This is a genomic window from uncultured Pigmentiphaga sp. (assembly GCF_937950555.1).
GTDB lineage: Bacteria > Pseudomonadota > Gammaproteobacteria > Burkholderiales > Burkholderiaceae_B > Pigmentiphaga.
In genome coordinates, this window is record NZ_CALFCW010000065.1 from 1 (window position 1) to 21,962 (window position 21,962).

General features: G+C 62.7%; 19 protein-coding genes. 13 read left to right on the top strand and 6 right to left on the bottom strand.

Annotated elements, in window-relative coordinates; genetic code table 11:
- The 10 genes from Q0319_RS14835 to Q0319_RS14880 form a co-directional block, all read left to right on the top strand.
- A partial coding sequence (locus Q0319_RS14835) for a tripartite tricarboxylate transporter substrate-binding protein (protein WP_299453890.1) occupies window positions 1–291 on the top strand: 291 nt, incomplete at its 5' end.
- A gap of 21 nt (window positions 292–312) precedes the next feature.
- Complete coding sequence (locus tag Q0319_RS14840) at window positions 313–1,068, top strand: Asp/Glu racemase (protein ID WP_299454039.1); 756 nt, start codon at window positions 313–315, stop codon at window positions 1,066–1,068.
- Window positions 1,069–1,433: 365 nt separating this feature from the next.
- Window positions 1,434–2,222, top strand: a complete 789-nt coding sequence (locus Q0319_RS14845; RefSeq protein WP_299453893.1) for an ABC transporter permease — start codon at window positions 1,434–1,436, stop codon at window positions 2,220–2,222.
- Window positions 2,223–2,227: 5 nt separating this feature from the next.
- Window positions 2,228–2,968, top strand: a complete 741-nt coding sequence (locus Q0319_RS14850) for an ABC transporter ATP-binding protein (RefSeq protein ID WP_299453896.1) — start codon at window positions 2,228–2,230, stop codon at window positions 2,966–2,968.
- Window positions 2,965–4,116, top strand: a complete 1,152-nt coding sequence (gene glf, locus Q0319_RS14855) for a UDP-galactopyranose mutase (RefSeq protein WP_296470944.1) — start codon at window positions 2,965–2,967, stop codon at window positions 4,114–4,116. Before Q0319_RS14850 ends, glf begins: the two co-directional genes overlap by 4 nt.
- 3 nt (window positions 4,117–4,119) lie before the next feature.
- Window positions 4,120–5,034, top strand: a complete 915-nt coding sequence (locus tag Q0319_RS14860; protein ID WP_296470943.1) for a glycosyltransferase family 2 protein — start codon at window positions 4,120–4,122, stop codon at window positions 5,032–5,034.
- A gap of 5 nt (window positions 5,035–5,039) precedes the next feature.
- Window positions 5,040–5,942: a glycosyltransferase gene (locus tag Q0319_RS14865; protein WP_299453901.1), complete on the top strand. Its 903-nt coding sequence runs from the start codon at window positions 5,040–5,042 to the stop codon at window positions 5,940–5,942.
- Window positions 5,943–5,982: 40 nt separating this feature from the next.
- A complete protein-coding gene (gene galE, locus Q0319_RS14870; protein WP_296469074.1) occupies window positions 5,983–7,017 on the top strand; it encodes a UDP-glucose 4-epimerase GalE in 1,035 nt (344 codons plus the stop codon).
- A gap of 27 nt (window positions 7,018–7,044) precedes the next feature.
- The gene (locus tag Q0319_RS14875) at window positions 7,045–8,217 is read left to right on the top strand and encodes a glycosyltransferase family 2 protein (RefSeq protein WP_296469076.1); all 1,173 of its coding nucleotides are present in this window, start codon (window positions 7,045–7,047) and stop codon (window positions 8,215–8,217) included.
- A 15-nt stretch (window positions 8,218–8,232) separates the two neighbouring features.
- Window positions 8,233–9,768, top strand: a complete 1,536-nt coding sequence (locus Q0319_RS14880) for a glycosyltransferase (RefSeq protein WP_296469078.1) — start codon at window positions 8,233–8,235, stop codon at window positions 9,766–9,768.
- 20 nt (window positions 9,769–9,788) lie between these two features.
- On the opposite strand, the gene Q0319_RS14885 is transcribed toward Q0319_RS14880, so the two are convergent.
- From Q0319_RS14885 to Q0319_RS19375, 4 genes are all read right to left on the bottom strand, one after another.
- On the bottom strand, window positions 9,789–12,896 hold the full coding sequence (locus Q0319_RS14885) for an efflux RND transporter permease subunit (RefSeq protein WP_296469079.1): 3,108 nt from the start codon (window positions 12,894–12,896) through the stop codon (window positions 9,789–9,791).
- 16 nt (window positions 12,897–12,912) lie between these two features.
- Entirely contained in the window at window positions 12,913–14,049 is a 1,137-nt protein-coding gene (locus Q0319_RS14890) for an efflux RND transporter periplasmic adaptor subunit (RefSeq protein WP_299453905.1), read from the bottom strand.
- A gap of 84 nt (window positions 14,050–14,133) precedes the next feature.
- Window positions 14,134–15,630, bottom strand: a complete 1,497-nt coding sequence (locus Q0319_RS14895; protein WP_363322288.1) for an efflux transporter outer membrane subunit — start codon at window positions 15,628–15,630, stop codon at window positions 14,134–14,136.
- A gap of 242 nt (window positions 15,631–15,872) precedes the next feature.
- Window positions 15,873–16,883 (bottom strand): LacI family DNA-binding transcriptional regulator, encoded by a 1,011-nt coding sequence (locus Q0319_RS19375; RefSeq protein WP_363322289.1) that lies wholly within the window; start codon window positions 16,881–16,883, stop codon window positions 15,873–15,875.
- Between the two features lie 216 nt (window positions 16,884–17,099).
- On the opposite strand from Q0319_RS19375, the gene Q0319_RS14900 reads away from it, so the two are divergent.
- Genes Q0319_RS14900 through Q0319_RS14910 form a run of 3 tightly spaced genes read left to right on the top strand, consistent with a single transcriptional unit; the run spans window position 17,100 to window position 19,347 of the window.
- A complete protein-coding gene (locus tag Q0319_RS14900; protein ID WP_299453906.1) occupies window positions 17,100–17,861 on the top strand; it encodes an alpha/beta hydrolase in 762 nt (253 codons plus the stop codon).
- A 10-nt stretch (window positions 17,862–17,871) separates the two neighbouring features.
- A complete protein-coding gene (locus tag Q0319_RS14905) occupies window positions 17,872–18,348 on the top strand; it encodes a cupin domain-containing protein (RefSeq protein WP_299453907.1) in 477 nt (158 codons plus the stop codon).
- Between the two features lie 21 nt (window positions 18,349–18,369).
- Complete coding sequence (locus tag Q0319_RS14910) at window positions 18,370–19,347, top strand: tripartite tricarboxylate transporter substrate binding protein (protein ID WP_299453909.1); 978 nt, start codon at window positions 18,370–18,372, stop codon at window positions 19,345–19,347.
- Window positions 19,348–19,470: 123 nt separating this feature from the next.
- Here the strand turns inward: Q0319_RS14910 and Q0319_RS14915 are convergent, their stop codons facing one another.
- Window positions 19,471–20,502 (bottom strand): porin, encoded by a 1,032-nt coding sequence (locus tag Q0319_RS14915; RefSeq protein ID WP_296470455.1) that lies wholly within the window; start codon window positions 20,500–20,502, stop codon window positions 19,471–19,473.
- A 303-nt stretch (window positions 20,503–20,805) separates the two neighbouring features.
- A complete protein-coding gene (locus Q0319_RS14920) occupies window positions 20,806–21,849 on the bottom strand; it encodes a porin (protein WP_296470458.1) in 1,044 nt (347 codons plus the stop codon).
- Between the last annotated feature and the right edge of the window lie 113 nt (window positions 21,850–21,962).

The following is a 21,962-nucleotide window of genomic DNA, read 5'->3' on the forward strand; positions in this document are numbered from 1 at the left end:
GCGGCTGACGGCGCGCAAGTCCATCAAGGGGCGCGAAGATGCGACCCAGGCCGAACGCCGTTTGGCCGCGCATACGCGATGTTCGCGCCCAAGGGCACGCCCCAAGCCGTGGTCGACCGCATCAACCAGGCCGTCGCCCAGGCCGTGGTCGAACCCGACGTACGCAAGCAGTTCGATACCTTCGGCTTCGAGGCTTGGCCGGCGTCAGCCTCGGACCTCGCCCAGGCCATGCAAGGCGATACGCTGCGTTTCGACTCAGTGGTTAAGCAGGCAGCCATTTCTCTCGACTAGCCCCAAACAGGAAATGCCATGATGTCTCGTCCCTATCGCATCGGCCAGATCGTCCCAAGCTCCAATACCACCATGGAGACGGAAATCCCCGCCATGCTGCGCGCCCGCGAAGCCGTCCGGCCTGAGCGCTTCACCTTCCATTCGAGCCGGATGCGCATGCACAAGGTCGTCAAGGAAGAACTCGAGGCCATGAACCGCGAAGGCCTGCGTTGCGCGGCAGAGCTGGCTGATGCGCGGGTCGACGTCATGAGCACCGCCTGCCTTGTCGCCATCATGGCGATGGGCCCGGGCTACCACCGCCAGACCGAAAGCGAGCTGGCGGAGGTGGCCCGCGCCAATGGCTGCAGTGCGCCGGTCATGACCTCGGCCGGCGCGCTGATCGAGGGGTTGCAGGAGCTGGGGGCCCGGCGCATCTCGTTGATGGCGCCGTACATGCGGCCTCTGACGGAGCTCGTGGTTCAATACATTGAAAGCGAGGGCATTGAGGTCGTGGATGCCATGAGCTTTGAGATCCCGGACAACCTCGAAGTGGGGCTGCGCGACCCCATGCAATTGGTGCGGGACGTCGAGCGCCTGGATACTCGCAACGTCGATGCCGTCGTGCTATCGGCGTGCGTGCAAATGCCTTCCTTGCCTGCGATCCAGCCGGTGCAGGATCGCCTCGGCATCCCCGTCATATCGACCGCCGTCTGTACGGTTCGCGCCATGCTCGATCGCTTGGGGCTGGAGCCGGTCGTGCCGGGTGCCGGCGCGCTATTGGGCGGGATTTCTCGCTGACGCAAGCGGGGCTCTACCCTGCAACTTCGCAAGTTTGTGAGCGCCAACTTCCCCGCGACAAATTGAATGCGAATTCAACCGAATATTTCAGGCGCGTGACGCCGGCGCGGTTTTGACACTGCCCATGGCCACTGCCATAATCGACCGTTGATCCAAGACTTGGGCGCACCCCCCTCGGGGGAGGGGCCGCTCTTCATAATCCTTAGGGCTTCAAGCACTGGTTTGAAGCCCTTTTGCTTTCCTGCGGGGGAGTTTACATTTGCACACCTCCGTGGCTACTTTGAGCAGATGTGTCCTTGCCATGGGGCTAGAATTCGTCAACGGACCGGCGTCCCCGCAGGGCGTCGAGTGAAACGGTGTTCCTGGTGAATTTATCTGAAGCAATCGTCGACATAACCGCTGCTTTTCGCGATCGTTATTTCTGGACCGCCTTGGGGTGGCAGGATATCCGCACCCGATACAGGCGGTCGTCCCTAGGCCCCCTTTGGATTACCATCAGCACGGCCGTCACGGTGGCCGCGATGGGGCCCTTGTATGGGGCGCTGTTCGCACGTTCCCCGGGTGAGTTCATTCCCCATCTCGCGTTGGGGCTGATATTTTGGGCATTCATGTCGGGAAGCATCAACGAGTTTTGCGATGCCTTCTCCGGGTCGGCCCATTATCTGAAGCAGGTCAAATTACCGCTGACGATTTTCGTGCTGAGGGTAATTTATCGTCAGTTCATTATCCTCGGGCACAACATATTGATTTATCCGGTGGTCATGGTGCTCCTGGGTAAATCCGTCAACCTCAATATATTTTGGGCGATTCCTGGGTTGTTATTGGTATCGGTGAATTTATTGTGGATCGGATTGGTGGTCGCGATATTCTGCACGCGATATCGCGACATGCATCCCGTCGTGGGCAGCGTCATGTCCCTGATGTTTTTCATCACCCCGATTGTCTGGCAGGTCGACCAATTGCCGCCCGGCCGGGCCCATTTGGCGGACTTGAATCCCTTGACCATTTTGCTCGAGTTAATGCGCCAGCCCATCCTCGGAGGCGTTCCCGCCCCCATGTATTGGGCGGTGGCCGCGATCGCAGCCGTGGCGGGAAGTGTGTTCGCCGTCGCGTTGCTGGCCCGGTTCCGGCACCGCGTGGCTTATTGGCTGTAACTGCTATGCATATTCGCCTGAACAACGTATCGGTGCGCTTCCCCATCTATGACGCCAAGCAGCGTTCATTCAAGCAAACGGTCTTGAACGTGGCGACGGGCGGGCGCATCCTCGAGTCCTCGCGGGGCCCCGCCCAAGTCGAGGCCCTCAAGGACATCAGCCTGGATATCAAGGAGGGCGATCGCGTCGCCCTGCTGGGGCACAACGGCTCGGGCAAGACGACGCTGTTGCGCGTGCTTGCGGGTGTCTATGCACCCGTCCAGGGAACGATTTCCGTGCGCGGGAAGGTGACGAGCCTGCTCGACTCCATGCTCGGGATGGACGGAGACGCCACCGGTTTCGAGAACATCAAGCTTCGCGCCCTATTCCTAGGGATTAAGCCAAACGAGATCAACCGCTTGGTCGACGACATCGTCGAGTTCAGTGAGTTGGGCGATTTCCTCAACCTTCCCGTCCGGGCATACTCCAGCGGAATGGTGCTGCGGCTCGCCTTCGCAATTTCGACCAGCGTGCGTCCGGAGATCCTGCTCATGGACGAATGGATTAGCGTCGGCGACGAGCGCTTCAGGCAGAAAGCCGCGGAGCGGCTCGAGAGCTTCGTCAATGATGCGGGCATTCTCGTCATGGCGACGCATGACATGGAGCTGGCCAATAAGATCTGCGACAAAGTCGTCCGCCTGGAGCATGGCCGTATCGTAGAGGCGCCCGAGAGTATCGTGCCCCGTCAGATGGACGCCGTTTCATGAAGCATTTTCTCATCGTAGGGGCCGGATTTTCCGGAGCCGTCATTGCGCGGGAACTGGCGCAGGCCGGGCACCGTGCCACCGTCATCGACCAGCGCGATCACGTGGCGGGTAACTGTCACTCCGCCCGGGACGAGGAAACCGGGGTGATGGTGCACGTCTATGGACCCCATATTTTTCATACGGACAACGAGCGCGTATGGCAATACATCAACCGTTATGGCGAGATGATGCCCTACGTCAACCGTGTAAAGGCCATCTCCCAGGGCCGGGTGTATCTGCTGCCCATCAACCTGCACACGATCAATCAATTCTTCGGCAAGACGCTGTCGCCGCGCGAAGCCAAGGTGTTCCTGGAGAGCCAGGCCGATCTATCCATCGAATCGCCCCAAACCTTCGAGGAGCAGGCCTTGCGCTTCGTTGGGCGGGAACTGTACGAGGCCTTTTTCAAAGGCTATACGCTCAAGCAATGGGGCGTGCCGCCTTCCGAGCTGCCGGCCAGCATCCTCAAGCGCCTGCCCGTGCGTTTCAATTACGACGACAATTACTTCTCGCATCGCTACCAGGGCATGCCGAGGAATGGCTACACGGAAATCGTCCAGGCCATCCTCGACCATCCCGGCATCGAGGTTCGCTTGAAGACGCCCTTCGAGCCGTCGATGCGGCAGGACGCCGACCACGTGTTCTGGACCGGGCCGCTGGATGCATGGTTCGGCTTCAGCCTGGGGCGGCTGGGCTACCGTACGCTGGATTTCGAAGTGATTCGGGGCGAAGGCGATCTCCAGGGGACTGCCGTCATCAACTACTGTGATGCCGAGGTCCCCTATACGAGGATTTCCGAGCACAAGCACTTCTCGCCCTGGGAGCAACACGAAAAAAGCATCGCTTATCGCGAGTACAGCCGGTCTTGCTCGGAGCGCGACATCCCCTATTATCCGATCCGCCTGGTCAAGGACAAGGCGCTGCTCGAACGGTATGTGCAACGCGCGCGCATGGAACGGGGCGTGACCTTCGTTGGTCGGCTCGGGACGTATCGCTACCTCGACATGGACGTCACGATAAAAGAGGCGCTCGAAGTCGCCGAAGCCGCCAAGGCGGCGCTGCATGAAGGACGCACCCCCGAAGCCTTCTACGTCAACCCTCTCGATTGATCCATGCGAGTCTGCGCGGTAGTCGTCACCTATAACCGAAAGACCCTCCTGCTGCGCTGCCTGCGGGCCTTGCTGGAGCAGAGCGTGCCGCCGCAAGAGATAGTCGTCATCGATAACGCGAGCACCGACGGCACGCGCGCCGCGCTCGAGGAAAGCGGCCTGTTGGACCGTCCCGGCTTCGAGCTCATCACGCTGCCCAGCAATGAGGGTGGGGCTGGTGGCTTCCATCACGGCATGGCCGCCGCGCTGGCCAGGAAAAGCGATCTTGCATGGCTGATGGACGATGACGGCCATCCTGCGGCGGACTGCCTGGAGAAGCTGCTCCAGGCCGCGCCCTCCCATGACCTCTGGGGCCCCGTGGTCATCGACGAAGCGCAGCCGGAGCGCCTGTGTTTCCCCCTGCGCATGCCGGGCTCTGCCAAGGTCCTGCGCTCGGCGGAGAGCGTCCGGGAGGCCGCCGCCGGCGGGCTCTTGCCCGGCGTGGTGATGCCCTTCAACGGGGTCCTGGTCCGGCGGGAATTGGTCGAACGCATCGGGCTGCCCCGCAAGGAGTTCTTCATCTGGGGCGACGATATCGAATACGTGATGCGCGCCTCCCGAGCCGGGGCGCGCATTGCCACGGTAGCGCAGGCGCAGTTTTTCCACCCCAGGCAGGATGAGCTGGGCGCGCCCATGTTCTTCGGCCTCCTGCATTTCAACAACACCCGGTCGGCGCTCAAACATTACTGCCTGTGCCGGAACAATACCGTTAACCTGTTGACGTACCGGGGGCCGCTGCACGCGCTCGCCTTCGCTGCGAAAACGATCTGGTTCTACACCTTTTCCCGCCCCAGCCTAGCCCGGCTGCGCCTTAGCTTCCGGGCCATGGCCGACGGCTGGCGTGGGGATTTCTCGGGTCATCGTCGTTTTATCGAGTGATTGCATTGAAAAGCCTCGCTGTCGTTGTCGTTACGCATAACCGCCAGGAACTCCTGGCACGCTGCCTGGACGGGCTGGCGCGCCAGACCGTGCCGCCGGGCGCCGTTTACGTGATCGACAATGCGTCGACGGACGGGACGGCGCAACTGCTGTCCGGGCGGTCTGACCTGCCGCTCCATGTCACGCGCAGCGCCGAGAACCTGGGCGGGGCGGGCGGGTTTGCGCTCGGCGTCCAGCTGGCGCACGAAGCCGGGTGGGAATGGATCTGGCTGATGGACGACGACGTCGTTCCGGAGCCAGAGTGCGCCCAGCGGCTGATCGAGCGCGGGGATCCCGCGATGATCGCCGTGCGCACGAGGCCGAACGGAGACCTGGTCGAGCGTTCCGCCATCAAGTTCGATTTGAGAAACCCGTTCGTGGTCCACAGCAAGACGCGTTCGGTCGAGCAGGCCTTCCGCGTGCGCTCGCAGATGCCGCCCGTGCTCGAGGTGGAGAACGTCGCATTCGAGGGGTTCATGGTGCACCGTTCCGTCGTCGACGTCGTGGGGTATCCGGATGCGCGCTATTTCATCTTCTACGACGACGTCGATTATGCGCTCCGCATCCGGCGTGCTGGTTATCGGATCTTCGCGGTGCGCGACGCAGTGATGGTCCGGCAGCTCGAGTTCGTGCAGCAGCATGCCTTGGATTCCTGGAAGGGTTTTTATATGTTCCGGAACCTGTTCGTCGTGTATTTCCGGTACGGCGAGAACGCCCTGGTGCGGCTCAAGCCCTATCTGCTTACGTCCGCCTTGATGTTGATCGGTCTAGCGACGCGCAAGGGGCGAGCGCGGTGCAGCATGTTGCTGTCCGCGTTGAAATCCGCGCGCCTGTTCGACCGCCAACCGCCCCCCGGTGTGTTCCTGTAGGAATGCACATCGTCCATCCGCTCATCGCCGACAGCTTCCAATGAAAACCTCTGTACTCGTCACTGGAGGGGCTGGCTACATCGGCTCCCATACGCTCGTGGAATTTCTCGCGGCCGGGTACCACCCGATCGTGCTGGACAATTTTTGCAATAGTTCGCCCGGAGTGCTGCGCCGGGTCGAAGCGTTGACTGGGCGTTCCGTCACTTGGCGCGAGGGCGATGTCCGAGACGCAAGTGTGCTCGATGCCCTGTTCTCGCTCGCGCGGGAGCAGGGGGCGCCAGTGGAGTGCGTCGTGCATTTCGCGGGCCTGAAGGCTGTCGGAGAGTCGGTGGCCAAGCCCCTGGACTACTACGACAATAACGTATACGGAAGCATCGTCCTGCTGCAGGCGATGGAGCGGGCCCAGGTCAGGCGCATCGTGTTCAGCTCGTCTGCCACGGTGTACGGGGAACCCAGGTCCTTGCCGTACACGGAGGACCATCCGCTGGCCCCCACCAATCCGTACGGGCGGACCAAGGCCATGGTCGAAGCGATGCTCGCCGATTGGTGCGCGGCGGACCCAGGCAGGACGGCCGTAAACCTGCGCTATTTCAACCCCATCGGCGCCCACGCCAGCGGGCAGATAGGGGAGTCGCCGCGTGGCACGCCCAATAACCTCTTCCCGTACATCACCCAGGTTGCCATAGGAAAGCGCGAGAAGCTGTTGGTGTTCGGGAATGACTATCCGACGCCTGACGGAACCGGGGTCCGGGATTATCTGCACGTGTCGGACCTGGCGGATGGCCACGTGAAGGCCGTCGAATACGCGCGCCGGGCGAGGCCGGGGTGTTTTGCCTTCAACCTGGGGACAGGCAGGGGGACGAGCGTGCTCGAACTGGTCAAGGCGTTCGAATCGACCACGGGCCGGACCGTGCCGTACGAAATCCTCGGCCGCCGGCCCGGGGACGTCGCGCAAATGTGGGCCGATCCCTCGGCTGCGAACGAGCTGCTCGGCTGGCGTGCCAGCCGCAGTATTGAAGATATGTGTCGTGATGGGTGGCGCTGGCAGTCGCAGAATCCCGACGGTTATGTGTAACGCGCCTTGCCCGAAATCTGGAGAATCATGAGCGAACAAGTAGTCAATGACAGGCGTCCGTCCGGTCGCGCAGACCCGCCTCTCATTTCGTGGATCGTTCCCGTATTCAATACGGAGAACCTGCTAGTCGAGACGCTCGACTCCATCGCCGCGGATGGGCAGCCAGACATTGAAATCATCATCGTCGACGACGGCAGCACGGACGCAAGCCCGGCCAGGATCGCCGACTGGATGCGGAACAGTACCGTGCCGACCCTGCACGTCCGGCAGGAGAACGCCGGCTTGTCCGCCGCCCGCATGACGGGCGTGAAGTACGCCAGCGGCAAATTCATCGGGTTTTGCGACAGCGACGATCTGGTCGAGGCGTCCTGCTACAGAAAGCTGGCGCTGTTGGCCGAGCGCGCGGGATGCGACGTGGCCGTGTGCCGCTCAATGGTTTTCGACAGCGTATCGCACGTGGTGCACGACTTTTACGACGCGCCCATATGGGACCAGGTCTTACAAGGACGCTCGTGCGTCGTCACCAGCGCGCGGCGCGATCCCCAAGTGTTCCGCTTCGAACCGAATGCAAATACCCGGTTGCTGCGGCGCGAGTTCATGCTCGAGAAACGCATCGAGTTTCCCCTCGGGTTGCATTTCGAGGATTTTCCCGTGCACGTCGAAGTCCTGGCCGCAGCCGGAAAAATCCTGTTGCTGGATTCCACCGGTTACTTCTACCGCGTCAACCGGCCGGGAAAAATCACGGACCAAAAAAGCGAGCGGCGCTTTGACATCCTCAAGGCGGTAGCGCTGGGCTTTGAGGCCATGGAGAAGTACCGCGTCGACGAAGCGGGCCGGGCGTACATCGCGATCATGGCGGCCCGCATGACCTACTGGTGCGGAAAAAATACGCTGAACAAGGCGCGCCGGCGCTTTTTCCGGGCGGCATGCGAGCAAATGGCCGCGGCCATCGATGCCAGTGCGGCGCGCTATTGCATGAAGAATGGCATCGACCGCAGGGAGGCGATACTCGTCTCCGCTTTCCGCGCGAAAGCGGCCCGCTTCCTCACTGCGTATTCGTCCGAACGGCCCACGGCCAAGTTTTGGGCGCTGGGACTCCTGTTCAGCTGGAGGCACGGCCGGAAGCTTAGGCGTACCCTCGCGCGCGCCGTCCTCGCCAGGGTCGCCCGCCGCACGGGGCGCTTGAGCCCTGCATTTTGAGCCGGAGGACGGACTATGTTGCGATCCGCTGAATCGAACAGGCTCAAAGCCTTGTTGAATGGCCCCTTGCTATCCAAGTATCTGGAGGAAGACCTCTCTCGCCTGCATTCCGGCCATCACGGCGTGGGTTTTCGCGTCGCGCGGCCTGGTGCCGCCATTTTGCTGGTCGGCGCCCGGTCCGGCGCGGAGATCGTGCATCTGCTGACGGCTTCGCCCACCGCCACGATCGTGGTGGTCGAGCCGAACGGATACCTGAAAAATGAGCTCGATGCCTGCCTGGCAAACGTCAAGGGGCTCCGCTGGCGCGAGCGGGTGATGTTTTACCCATCGACGGACGAACTCGAGGCATCGCCCTTGCAGGCGTTTTCCTTGGTCCGGGTCGACGCCGCGCTGTTCGATGCCGCCGGCCTGGTGCGCTTGCTCGGGCGGTTCCGCATTGATCACTTGTGCGGCGATTTCGATCCTCTGGACGCAGATCCGCTCGATGTGTACCGGCAGTGCCGCGGCCGGGTCGGGAGCCTGCACTGGCGCGTCGCCGGCCGGGCCGATCCCATTGCCTGGTGCGGGGACGCACCGGCATACGAGGTCTCGGTGGTCGTGCCTGCCTACAAGGTGTTGCCCTGGATCGATCGATGCCTGCAGTCGCTCGTGGACCAGACATTGGCGTCTTTGGAAATCATCGCCGTCGATGACGGATCGCCTGACGCGACCGGCGCCCGCCTGGACGAGTGGGCAGAGAAATACCCTGGCCGGGTCAAGGTATTGCACAAACCCAATGGGGGTTGCGCCAGCGCTCGCAATGCCGGTGCCCGCATCGCCCAGGGCGAATACGTTGCCTTCGTCGACGGCGACGACTGGGTCGATACGGAAATGTTCGAGGCGCTTTACCGCTCGGCGGTGCTCAATGCCGCCGACGTCGCGCAGTGCGGCTATATCGAGGCGTACGAAGATTCCGGGCGCCAGGAGCTGTATTCCACTGCCTGGGGGGGGAGGTCAGGCGGCGGGACCCATGGCTTGGTGGACGACGTCACTTCCTACCTGGCGGTCAAGCCGACCATCTGGCGCCGGATCTACCGCAGGGAATTCCTGGCCGGGAACGGCATCGAGTTCCCCGAGCACATCCCGCGGTTCGACGATTTGCCGTTCCAGTTCGAGGTGTTGTCGCGCGTCAAGCGCATGTCGGTGATCCCGGAGTGCTATTACTACTATAGGCAGGAGCGCGACGGGCAGGACATCGCCGTCAGGGACGAACGGCTGTTCGTGCATTTCCCGATCTTCGAGTGGCTGAACGACAAGGTCGGCGCCTGGGCGGACGCCAAGGTGGAGCGGCAGCTCCTGAGGTGCAAGATCAACACCCACCTGTGGGCCTTGAGCCGCATCGACCGAAAATTGTTCCTGCGGTACTTCGCCGCGGCGCTCAAGGACATCTACCGCCACGGCGTGCATTTCAGGATGTCGGGCGTCGCGCGCTTCCTGAAGGGCTTCGTCCTAGCATGCATGCGGGCCGTCGCGCAGATGGCAGGCGCCGGTGGGCGCCCCGCGCGGGGCTGAGCGCATCATCGGGGCAGGCATCAACCGGATTCGCCTGCCTGCGGCTTCTCCCGCCTAACCAGGCGTACCGCCCACTGGGTGAAATCGTCGACGAACAGGAACACCACTGGTATCACCAGGAGGCTCAGGAAGGTCGAGGTGATCAAGCCGCCCAACACCGCGATCGCCATGGGCGAGCGGAAGCTCGGGTCGGCCGCGCCGTAGCCGATGGCGATGGGCAGCATGCCGGCGCCCATCGCCATGGTCGTCATGATGATGGGGCGTGCCCGCTTGTGGCACGCGTCCAGCAGCGCATCCCAACGGCTCATCCCAGGCACTGCGGGTCGGGCGTCGGTGGCAGGGTGGCCGCGGCGTGCGAGCAGCGCATATTCCACCAAGAGAATGGAGTTCTTCGTGGCGATGCCCATCAACATCACCAGGCCGATCAGCGACGGCATGGAGAAGCTTTTGTTGGCGATCAGCAGGCCGACGAAGGCGCCCCCGAGCGATAGCGGCAGGGCGGCGAGGATGGTCACGGGGTGCAGGAAGTGCTTGAAGAGCAGGACCAGCACGATATAAATGCACAGCACGCCCGTGAGCATGGCCAGGCCGAAGCTTTGGAACAGCTCGCCCATGATTTCGGCGTCGCCCACGGTGGCTTGGCGCACGCCGGCGGGTAGGTTCCGGATGGCAGGTAGCTCCGCGACACGCTTGGCGACCTCGCCGAGGTCGATGCCCGCGAGTTCGATCTCGAAATTGATGTTGCGCGAGCGGTCGTAGCGGTCGATGACGGCGGGGCCTGCGGAGAATGATAGGTCGGCCACTTGCCCTAGCATGACGGGGCCGCGCGCGCCTGGAACGGAGAGGCGCTCCAGCACGGAAAGGTCGGTGCGCGCCGCCTCGTCGAGGCGGACCACGATGGGCACCTGGCGTTGCGAGAGGTTGAGCTTGGGCAGCGAGATGTCGTAGTCGCCCACCGTGGCGATGCGCAAGGTGTCGGCAATGGCGCTGCTTGTGATGCCCAAGTCCGCGGCGCGCGCGAAATCGGGCCGGACCGCGATCTCCGGCCGGATCAGGCTGGCTGTGGAGGCGATGTTGCCGACACCGGGGATGGTGCGCAGCTCTTTGGCGACGGCGAGGGCGGCTTCATTCAGCGCGTCGGGGTCATCGCCAGTCAAGACCAGTACGTATTTGTTATGGCCGCCTCCGAGGCCGACGCGGGTGCGGATGCCAGGGACTTCCTGCAGCGTCGCGCGGATCTGCTCTTCGATCTGCTGTTTCTCGGGGCGTTCGGAGCGCGGATCGAGTTGAATCGTGAGCGTGGCCTTGCGGACTTCGGCCGCTCCGCTCATCGCGAAGGGGTCGCCGCCCGCGGCGCCACCGCCGATGGTGGTGTAGACGCTGCGCACGTGGGGGACGCGGACCAGGCGTTGCCGAACCAGTTCGGCGGCTTCCAGGGTCTGGGCCAGCGTCGAGCCGGGCGTCAGCTCGATGGCGACCTGGGTCTGCGAGTTGTCGTCGGCGGGCATGAACCCCGCAGGCAACAGCGGAATCATGGCGACGGACAAGATGAAGAACAGCGCGGCGCCCAGCATGGTGAGCCAGCGGTGCCGCATGCAGGCGGCCACCCAGCGCATGTAGGTCTTCAGCCAGCGCGGCTCCTTGCCCGGCTCGACTGCGGGCTTGAGCAGGTAGGCCGCCATCATGGGGGTGAGGACCCGGGCGACGACGAGCGAGGCGAACACCGCCAGTGCAGCCGTCCATCCGAATTGCTTGAAGAACCGCCCGGCAATGCCACTCATGAAGGCCGTGGGCAGGAATACCGCGATGAGGGTGAAGGTAGTGGCGATCACGGCGAGCCCGATTTCGTCCGCCGCCTCCATGGCGGCCTGGAACGGGGTCTTGCCCATGCGCAGGTGGCGCACGATGTTTTCGACTTCAACGATGGCATCGTCCACCAAAATGCCAACCACCAGCGACAAGGCAAGCAGCGTGACCAGGTTGATCGAGAACCCGAAGAAATACATGCCGGCGAAGGCGGGTATGACCGACAGGGGCAGCGCGATGGCGGAGATCAGCGTGGCGCGCCAGTCGCGCAGGAACAGCCAGACGACCAATACCGCCAGCAGCGCACCCTCATAGAGCAGGCGCATGGAGCCTTCGTAATCTTCTTCTACGGGCGTGACGAAGTTGAAGGACTCATTGATCTCCAGGTCAGCGCGTTGGGCCTTGAGTTCGTCGAGCGCCCGGTACACGCCTTCGGCCACGTCCAGTTCGCTTGCCCCGCGGCTGCGGGAGACTTCGAAGCCCACCACGGGTTTGCCGTCGAGCAGCGCGGCGGAACGGCGCTCGGCGATGGTGTCGCTGACGGTCGCGACGTCGGCCAGGCGGATGGCGCGGCCGTCGCTCAGTACCAGGCGCAGGTCGGCCAGCTCTTCCGCGCTGCGGACGTTCGCGAGCGTACGCACGGGCTGTTCGGCATCGCCAATGTCCGTGCGTCCGCCCGAGCTCTCGAGCTGTACTTGCCGCAATTGGCGCGAGATGTCGGCGGCCGAGGCGCCCAGCGCTTGCAGGCGTTGCGGATCGAGGGAGACTCGCACTTCGCGCGTGACCCCGCCCACCCGGTTGACGGCGCCGACGCCGGGGACGGCCAACAGCCTGCGCGCGACCTCGTTGTCGACGAACCAGGAAAGCGCCTCGTCGTCCATGCTGGCAGCGCGCACCGTGAAGGCGAGGACGGGTTGTCCGGCGAGGTCGACCTTGTTGATGACGGGATCGCGCAGGTCGGCGGGCATGTCGGCCCGCACGCGGGAAACGGCCGAGCGGACATCATCGACCGCTTCCTGTAGCGGCTTTTCCAACTGAAACTCGGCGGTGAGGGTGACGGTGCCGTCTTGGATCTTCGTGTAGAGGTGCTTGAGGCCCTGCAGTGTCGCGATGGAGTTTTCCAGCTTGCGTGCGACGTCGTTTTCCAACTGCCCGGGAGAGGCGCCCGGCAGGGCGGCCGTGACCATCACCATGGGCAGGTCGATGTCGGGGAAGTTCTGCACCTTCATGGCATGAAAAGACATCATGCCGGCAAAGGTGAGCAACACGAACAGCATGACCGCTGGGATGGGGTTGCGGATGGACCAGGTCGATACATTCATCGCGGCGTTCCCTCTTTCAGCGGGCGAGGGAGGGTGCTGGCGGGGCGGGCGCATCGACCACGCGCACCAAGTCTCCGTCGGTCAAGAAGCCAGCGCCGCGCACGACGATGCGTGCATCGGGCTGCAAGCCCTCCAGGATCTCGACGCGGTCGCCATCGCGCCGGCCGGTGCGGACCTTGCGTTGGGCGACCCGGTTGTCCGGGCCCACCACGAATACGTAGTTGAATGCCTCCCGCATGACCACGGACTGCTGAGGTACGGTCAACGCCGGCGCGCTGCCGAGATCGAAGTCGCCCCGCGCGAACATGCCGGCCTTGGCCGCGGAGCGGGCGGCATCAGTACCGGGCAGGTCGACGTAGACCAGGGTATTGCGGGTCTGGGGATCGACGGTGGGGCCGATCGCCCTGACTTTGCCTTGCAGTCGTTCGCCGCTGGCCGCCATGACGCTCACGGGGCCGCCCACGCGGATGCGCCCGACTTCGGCAGACGTGACCTCGGCGCGCCACTCGAGGCGGCCCTGCCGGATCATGCGGAAGAGTTCGGTGCCCGGGGTCACGACAGCGCCGACCGTGGCGGTGCGGGCAGAGATCACCCCGTGGTCCGGCGCCCGCACTTCGGTGAACTTCAGCCGCAGTTCCTGCGCGGCAAGCGCGGCGCGCGCCGATTCCACGCGCGCTTGGGCCGTCTGGCCGGCGGTCAGGTATTGCTGGATCTGGGCTTCGCTCAGTGCGCCGGACGATTGCAGCGAGCGCGCGCGCTCGGCATTGGCCTGCGCTTCGGCGGCACTGGCCCTCGCCTCCTCGAGCGCCGCCCGCGCTTGCGCGATGTCGGCTCTCACAGTCTCGGCGGCGAACGTTGCGAGCACTTGTCCCGCCTTGACCGTGTCGCCCACGTTCACCCTGACCTCCTGCAGCCGCAGCCCACCGATCTCGGCGCCTATGCTGGCTTCCTGCCATGCCATGATGTTGCCGTTGGCGTGCAAGGAGATGCGCAGCGGCTGCGTGACGGGCGTTTCGACGGTGACGGTCAGCGCCGGGCGGGGCGTCGGCGCCTCGGCCTTGTCGGCAGCTCGCGGGGCGAGCGCGACGCCGGTCAAGCCGGCGCCGAGCAGGGCGGCGGCGATCAGGATGCGTAGCGGCATGGACAGGGTCATGGTCTTGGTCTTGCTGGTCTTGGCCTCGGGCGCCGTCGGCAGCCCGGGCGGGTTATCGTCGTCGGTGGATCGGGTCGGGATGCGTCAGGATGGGTCGGCGGCCGGGGCGGAGGTGGTGGGCGCGGCATCCTGCAGAACAGGATCACCTTGCCGCCATCCGCCGCCTGCCGCCCGGTAGAGGGTGATCCAGGCCGCCATCCGCTCGCGTTCGAGCGCCGACAGCGCCATGCGGGCGTTCAACAGCATGCGGCGCGACTCCTCGAGCTCCAGCAGGCTCGCGAATCCGCTGCGGTGTCGTTGCTCCATCGCTTCGAACGAAGCCTGATAGCCTTCCACCGCTACCTGGGCGTCGGCGGCGCGAGCGGCCGTGCCGTGCAGATTGACCAGGGCCTCCTCCACTTCGCGTATCGCCTGGCGGGCGGTGGCGCGGTACTGCATGACCGCCTCTTCGTAGCGCGCGTGCGCCGATTCGACGTCGGCGCGCAGGCGGCCGCCATCGAGCAGGGGGAGCGTCACGCCCAGCGGCCCGATGGACCAGGTGTTGACGTCCATTTCTATGCCCCGGGCCGCGAACGATGCGACGCCGATGCTGCCGTTCAAGGTCAGCCGCGGATAGCGCCTGGCCTGGGTACTTCCGACTTCGGCCGCGGCGGCGGCCACGTTGCGATCGGCATTGAACAAGTCTGGCCGTTGCGCCAGCACGGCTGCCGGGAGGCGGTCGATGGCGAACAGGGTGTCGGGCGGGCGCCGCGTCGGCTGCTGCGCGACCCGGGAGCGAACCTCGTCCTCGTCGAGGGCAGTGAGCGCGACCAGCGCCTTGATGCTGATGTCGCATACGGCCCGCTGCTGCACGACCCGCGCGGCTGCCTCGGCGCTGCTGGCGCGCGTCAGCGCGGCGTTGGCGCTCGACTGGAAACCCGCGCGCAGTGCAAGCTCAGTCAGGCGGTGGGTCTGCGCGCGCGAGGCGGCGTCCTGTTCCAGGATGGCAAGGTCGCGCTGGCACGCACGCAAATTGTTCAATTCGTGCGCTACCTCCGCCGCGACCGAAATGCGAGCTTCATGCCATTGCGCCTGCGCGCCCTCGAGCCTTGCCTGGGCGGCGTCGCGGGCGGCACGGTTGGCTCCGAACAAGTCGATTTCCCACGATGCCTGCACCGCAGCCTGGTGTTGCGTGGCGACCCCGCCCGCGATCTGGGAGAACCCGCGGCTGCTCTGGGCATTGGCTTCGACGGCAGGGCCTAGCGCCGCCGCGGCCGCAGTGCGGGCCGCCCGCGCCTGTACGAAGCGAGAGCGGGCGGCCGCGAGAGTCGGACTGGCGGCTTGGGCGGCGTCGATCAAGCCAGGCAATGCCGGGTCCCCGGTCTGCCGCCACCAGTCGAGCAGTTGGTGGGCATCTGATTGATGTGGCAAGGTTTGACGGGTTTCTGCCGCCGTCGGCAGCGGGGCCTTCCAACTTGGCGGAGCCGTCAGAGGCACCGTCGCTGCTGGAGACTGCAAAGCGCAGCCGGTCGGCAGCAGCACCGCGAGGATCGGACCTGTCACGGCATGAAGGAGGAAACGCGGGGCACGGTGGTCAAGCATGCTGAAGGGGGCGGTTGGATCGCTAACTTTTGCCCACGCAGGTGACAGCCGTGGACGATCCGTTAGCGTAATCGAAAATCTTCATTACGCTGTGCTCCGGCATCGCTACCTTACTAATAGGGATGTTTATTGCGTAACAGATGTTCTGGATGACGAGGCACCGAGGCTCGCATGCGGGTGAGCCGGCCAATCGCTAACTAGTCGGGCGGTCTGGAAAGTACGCTGCGACGACTTTCTGTGTTTCATGCAATGGGACGCGTGCTGCCTCTTATTATGAGGAACGGGTCCAATAGCTGGTCTGCGGTCAGGTGTGAAGTTGAATGCTCCCCAGCGTTGAGCCGCTCGAGCAGGTGAAGCCCTACGCCCTTTCCCAATTCTCGAACTGGAAGCCCGATGGTTGTTAGTCCGGGGCCCCACCAGGAGTGCCACGCATGATCGCCAAAGCCGACGACCGACAAATCGTTCGGTACGTCTACTCCCATTTTGGACAGCGCTGAGACGGCATGGGCAGTTATTCTTGATCCACCCAATACGAGAGCGGAGGGCTTCCTCTCGCTAATTAAGTTCGCAACCAAGGTGTCTACTTCCTTCGCGTCAGGCGTCGTCGTAAACATTAGAGAATTGTCGGGTGCCAAGCCAAAGTCAGCATATGCCCGTCGATAACCAGCCAGGCGACCCTGGCCCGTAGTGAGGTGCGGACTACTTCCGAGGTACGCAATGTGTCGGTGCCCCAACGACAATAGATGGGTGACCGCAATTCTTATGCCGTCAAAGTCGTTGAAGCACAGGCGACTTCCTGGGATGGAATCGATCCTTCGGATTGCCTGAACGACCGGTTGGTGGCGCAGGAGTGCCAGCGATTCCGGTAGCGGGTTGGCTGTGGGAACGATCACCACCCCCGCTACTTTTGCCCCTACCAAGGCGCGCAGCTGGGCGCGCTCACGCTCAGGGTCGTCCTGAGACAAAGCCAGTACGAGCTGAAGTCCCTGTTGATTGCAGCAGTCTGCCACCTCCTGCGCGATGGTGATTAAGTCATTGTCTTCCACGTTGGGTACGACGAACCCTACGAGACGACTCTTATTCGTTCTCATCGCTTGGGCGTTGGAGTTGGGCACGTAGCCCAACTCCAACGCCACTCTCTTAATCCGCTCGCGCATTTCCGTGCTTATGCGGGGATTGTCTTCGAGAGCGCGGGTAACGGTCGAGTGCGCGACTCCGACGATTCGGGCTATGTCCTTAATAGTGATACGCATTCGACGTCCTCCCTATCCCTCCTATCTTAATTGATCAGGTGCACGCCATAGTTTTTTTTCATGTGCAAACGTTTGCGCAAAAACTAGAATGAGACGGGAATCGAAGGGAAGGGGGAAAACGTGTCGACAATAAATATCAGAGGGGTTGAGCTGAGCTACGCAGTCTTCGGGGACCAGGGCAGATGGCTGGCTTTGTCCCCGGGAGGGCGCCGGGGCATGACAGAGCTCATCCCCTTGGCCGAAAGACTTGCCGAGCAGCAACTGAGGGTATTGCTCCACGATAGGCGAAACTGCGGCGGTTCCGAGGTAGAGATCTCCGGGGACGACGCTGAATATGAAATATGGGCTGATGATCTCTACCAGCTTCTCAACGAACTCGAAATCGGCCCGGTAGCCGTGGGGGGGAGTTCGTCGGGAGCGAGGCTCGCGATCTCGTTAGCGTTACGGCATCCCGAGGTTGTCTCCGCATTAGTCTTGTGGCGGCTGACCGGAGGTCGGCATGCGTGTAAGAGACTCGGGGAGAAGTACTACAGAAAATATATAGATCTTGCCCGGACCGGGGGCATGATTGCCGTGTGCGAAAGCGAAGATTTTGCCGAAACCATTGCGTCTCGGCCATTAAATCGCTCCAAGCTCCTTGGCATGCCGGTTGGGCGGTTCATCGAGATTATGGAGAAGTGGGCAGCGTATTTCGATGCGGCAATCGACCATCCGCTGATTGGAGCCACCGATAGCGAGCTCAAACGGCTTCGAATGCCAGCGCTCATAGTGCCGGGAAATGACGAAACCCATCCTAGATGGGTGGGGGAAAAAGTCGCCGGCCTTCTCCCTTGTGCCACGTTAAGGACTTTGTCTCTCCCGGACCGAAGCGTGGATGTCAGCCCCGAGGAGGAGTGGCAAGAGCAAGAGGCAGAGATCGCGCGACTTATCACCACCTTTCTCAGGAGTGGAGAGGGCAATAACAGTCATACAAAGTGAGGAGATTCGAATGCATCACACTTATAGACGGGTGGTCACAGGCCACGATGTGGATGGCCGCGCGGTAGTCATGATCGACGAGTTAAAGCACGAAATCCCGGACAGACGACCAGGAGTCGGGGCGCAAGTGATTTGGTCGACGGTCGGGTTCCCCGTCGACAACGAAGAGAGCGGAGACCTCGCGTTGCGAGAAGTGGCCACGAGTGAAACCAATGGAACGATCTTTAGATTGGTTTCGTATGCGCCGGGAGCCGCACCGCGGAATCATCGAACCGAGAGTATCGACTATGCGGTCGTATTGTCGGGAGAAATTGACATGGAACTGGACGGCGTCACGGTCCATTTATCAGCAGGGGATTTACTTGTTCAAAGGGGGACGATTCATAACTGGGTCAATCGCGGAAAAGAAAATTGCGTGATCGCTTTCGTGCTAATCGGGGCGAAGCCGGTAAACGCTGGTGGAAAATCATTGACCGCGATCGGTTGAAAGCTATGGGGGAGAGGGGCAATGAACATAAAAAATATTCGTACGGCATTGGCATTCGTGGCAGTCGTGATCGGTTTCCCCGGTTTGGTTAATGCAAACCCGTATCCCGAACGGCCAGTTCGAATCGTCGTTCCTTTTGGCACCGGGGCACCGGATACTGTGGCCCGCATGGTGGCACAGCAGCTCAGCGTCCAGATGAAGCAACCGTTCGTGGTAGAAAATCGACCTGGCGCTAACGGAATCGTTGGAAGTGAGGCGGTCGCGAGAGCGGTCCCCGACGGTTATACGCTCATGGTCATTTCAGCGGCGTTTACCATTAATCCGAGCGTCTATAAGAAGCTGCCGTTCGACACGAAGCGCGATTTCGTCCCGGTTAGCCAACTTTTTTCGACCGAAGCCCTCATCCTAGCTGTGCGGTCTACTTTACCGGTCAATAGTGTGGCCGAGCTGATTAAGCTGGCCAAACAACCCGACAGCCGCTTGTCATATGGTACGCCTGGCGTGGGAAATTCTTTGCACTTGGTGGGAGAGCTGTTCAACCAGCGGGCAGGCACGAACATCGTCGCTGTGCCGTACAAAGGATTGGGACCGGCGATGAACGATTTGATTAGCGGTCAGATCGATGTAATGTTCTTGACGCCTCCTCTCGCGGTACCGCATATACGCGCAGGCAAACTCAAAGCGCTGGCTTACACTCATCCGACCCGGGCTTCCTTCTTGCCCGACGTTCCTACCATGGCCGAGTCCGGATTGTCTGGGATGGAATACAACGGCGGTTGGTATGGGTTGGTTGCTCCTGCCGGTACACCGAAAGAGGTCATCGAGCGCTTGAACAAAGAGATAAGTACAGCACTGGCAAACCCGGCTATTGTTCACCAGGCCGAGAAGCTGAACATGACTCCGGTAGGCAGCACCGCCGTGGAGTTTGGGGCATTCATGAAAAGCCAGTTCGGCAAGTTCGAAGAGATTGCAAGGAAGGCCAATATTCAGGTCGATTAACGACGGTGGGGCGAGACACCGCAACGCCCTCCTGAAACAAAAAACCGGACCGTTGCCGGTCCGGTGCTGCAAGGCGCCCAGGGGGTTCCAGGCGCCGTTGCGGGGTGCGTCAGGTGCGACGCTTTAGAACATGTGGCGCAGGCCTACGCCGAATTGGCGCGTCGTCCGGTCATTCGCGGCGGAGGTGCCGTAGTTGCCGACGTTGTCCACGTTGCTAAAGAACGCGTAAGCGTTGGTGCGACGCGACAAGGGGTAGGTGTAGCCGACGCTAAAGCCTTCGATGTCCCAGTCTTTGGCTTTCTGGTACGAACCGAACAGCGAGCCGGGTCCGACGGGAGCCGAGGCGCCGACCATGTACGAGAGGGTCTTCTCCGCCAGGACGCCGTTCCAGCCCGGGACGTCGCCCACGTTGACGGCGACCTTGCGCTGGTCGGCGACCGCAGCGTGCAGCTTGACGACGCCGAAGTCGTAGGTGCCGCCCAGCTGGGTCGAGCGCCCGACGCCGCCGCCGGTAGCCGGTTCGACCTGGTCATAGGTCAGGGCGACTTCGACCGGGCCGTTGGCGTAGCGCAGGCCCGAGGTGATGGCGCGGTTGTTGGTGCCGGCGACCGGGGTTTCGCTGGACGAGCGGTTGAAGCTGTATCCGACCGCAGCCTGGAAGCCGTTCCAGGTCGGCGTGAAGTACATCACGCTATTGCTGTTGCGGACTTGGTTGGCTGCGATGAAGGTCGAGCCCATGCCCGCTTGGCGGAAGGTCGTGCCGAAGGGGTCGATGTTGGTGAAGAATTGCGACCCGAGGATGAATTGGCGGCCGAAGCGGATTTCACCCAAGGTGGCGGACGACAGTCCTACCCACGATTGGCGGTTGAACAGGCCGGATTGGCTGGTGGTGCCGTCGTCGGCGTTGATGCCGGCTTCCAGCAGGAAATTGGCTTTCAGCCCGTTGCCGAGGTCTTCCGAGCCGCGCAGGCCAAAGCGCGAATCGCTTTGCAGCCCGCTGTCGAGGGCGTTACGGGCTTTCAGTCCTTCCGTCTTGGTGTACAGATAGCCCATGTCCATGACGCCATACAGGGTGACGGAGCTTTGAGCGTGCGCAGCGCTCGTCATTCCAGCCGTGCCAGCCAGGATGGCGGCAGTGATCAACGTTTTTTTCATTGATACATCTCCAAGAATGAGCTGGCGTCCGCAGCAAGCGGTTGGGTGCGAAGGCGCGGATGGAATGCGCGGGTCCATCGTCGGGTCCCGCTGGCTGCGGGGAAGCCAGTGCTTCCCGGTGGGAAGGTGACCCTATTGCAGCAGAAACTAGGGTTAACACCAATAGTTTGCCCAGGTTAATACTCGGGTTTTTACTAATTCTTACCTGAATTGTTGCTTTTATGCAAAAGTCCCGGCTCCCAAGTGAGTGAGGCGGGACTTTGACGCGGAAACGAGGGCAATGACCCCCGGGCCTGGCATGGCCTAGAACTTATGCTGCAGGCCGAGGGCGAATTCACGCTTGTCGCCCGTCGCCGTGGAGCCCGGGCGGGCAACGACATCGTTGTACTGGTTCAGGAGGGCGTATAGCGTGGTGCGCTTGGAGACCTGATAGTTGTAGCCGAGCGCATACCCGTCGATTGCCGTGTCCCGGCGGCCGTTGTTGACGTTGGCGTGGTCGTTGCGCTGGTACGCGGCAAAGAGTTTGTGCGCGCCGAAGGGGACGGTTACGCCGACCAGGTAGGAGTTCTCTTTCTTGGCTGCTGAGAGGAAGCCGGAGTTCTGCAGGCGTCCATAGCCGGCATGGAGTTTGGCTGGACCGAAGTCGTAGGTGGCGCCGACCTGGAGGTTCTTGATGTCCGCGCCGGCGGCACCGGCCCCCGGAGGCTGGTCGGCAGCGTTCTTTTGTTCATAGGTCAGCACGGCGAGCAAGGGTCCGCTCTGGTAGCGCATGCCCAGCGAGTAGACCGGATTGTCGGCGTCGTTGCCTGCGGTTTCGGCGCCCGATGCGTGGAAGCTGTACCCCGCTCCGAACTGAAATCCGCCGAAGGAGGGTGAAAGATAGAAGGCGCTGTTGCTGACGCGGTCGTCGATGCCACCGACGTTGAAAATGGTTTTGCTCTGGGCCTGGGAATAGGCATTGCCGAAGGGGTTGATTGCGCCGCGGAACCAGTTGAAGCCCAGCGTCTCCTGGCGGCCCAAGCGGATTTCGCCGAAGCTGCCCGACAGGCCCGCCCAGGCCGCCCGGTCAAAGAGTTGGCCGGATGCACTTTGGATGCCGGTGTCGGCCTTGAAGCCGCTTTCCAGCTGGAAGTTGGTTTTCAGTCCGTTGCCGAGATCTTCCACGCCACGTAGGCCAAAGCGAGAACTGCCGGCTACGCCGCTTTCCAAGCCGTTGGTGGAGGATTGCCCGTCTTGCTTGCTGTGCATGAACCCCATGTCGACGATGCCGTACAGGGTGACGCTCTGGGCATGAGCGGTGCCGGTGAAGGCAGCCAGCGCCGCAGCTGCGAAGAGTGGGTATTTCAATTGCGTACTCCAAAGGGGAAGGGGAATGGGCACGCAAGAGTGCTTGGTGCCCGGGCGAGAGGATGCCGGTCCAAGATGAGAGGAAAATGACAGCGCCGGCCCGGCGTTGCAGC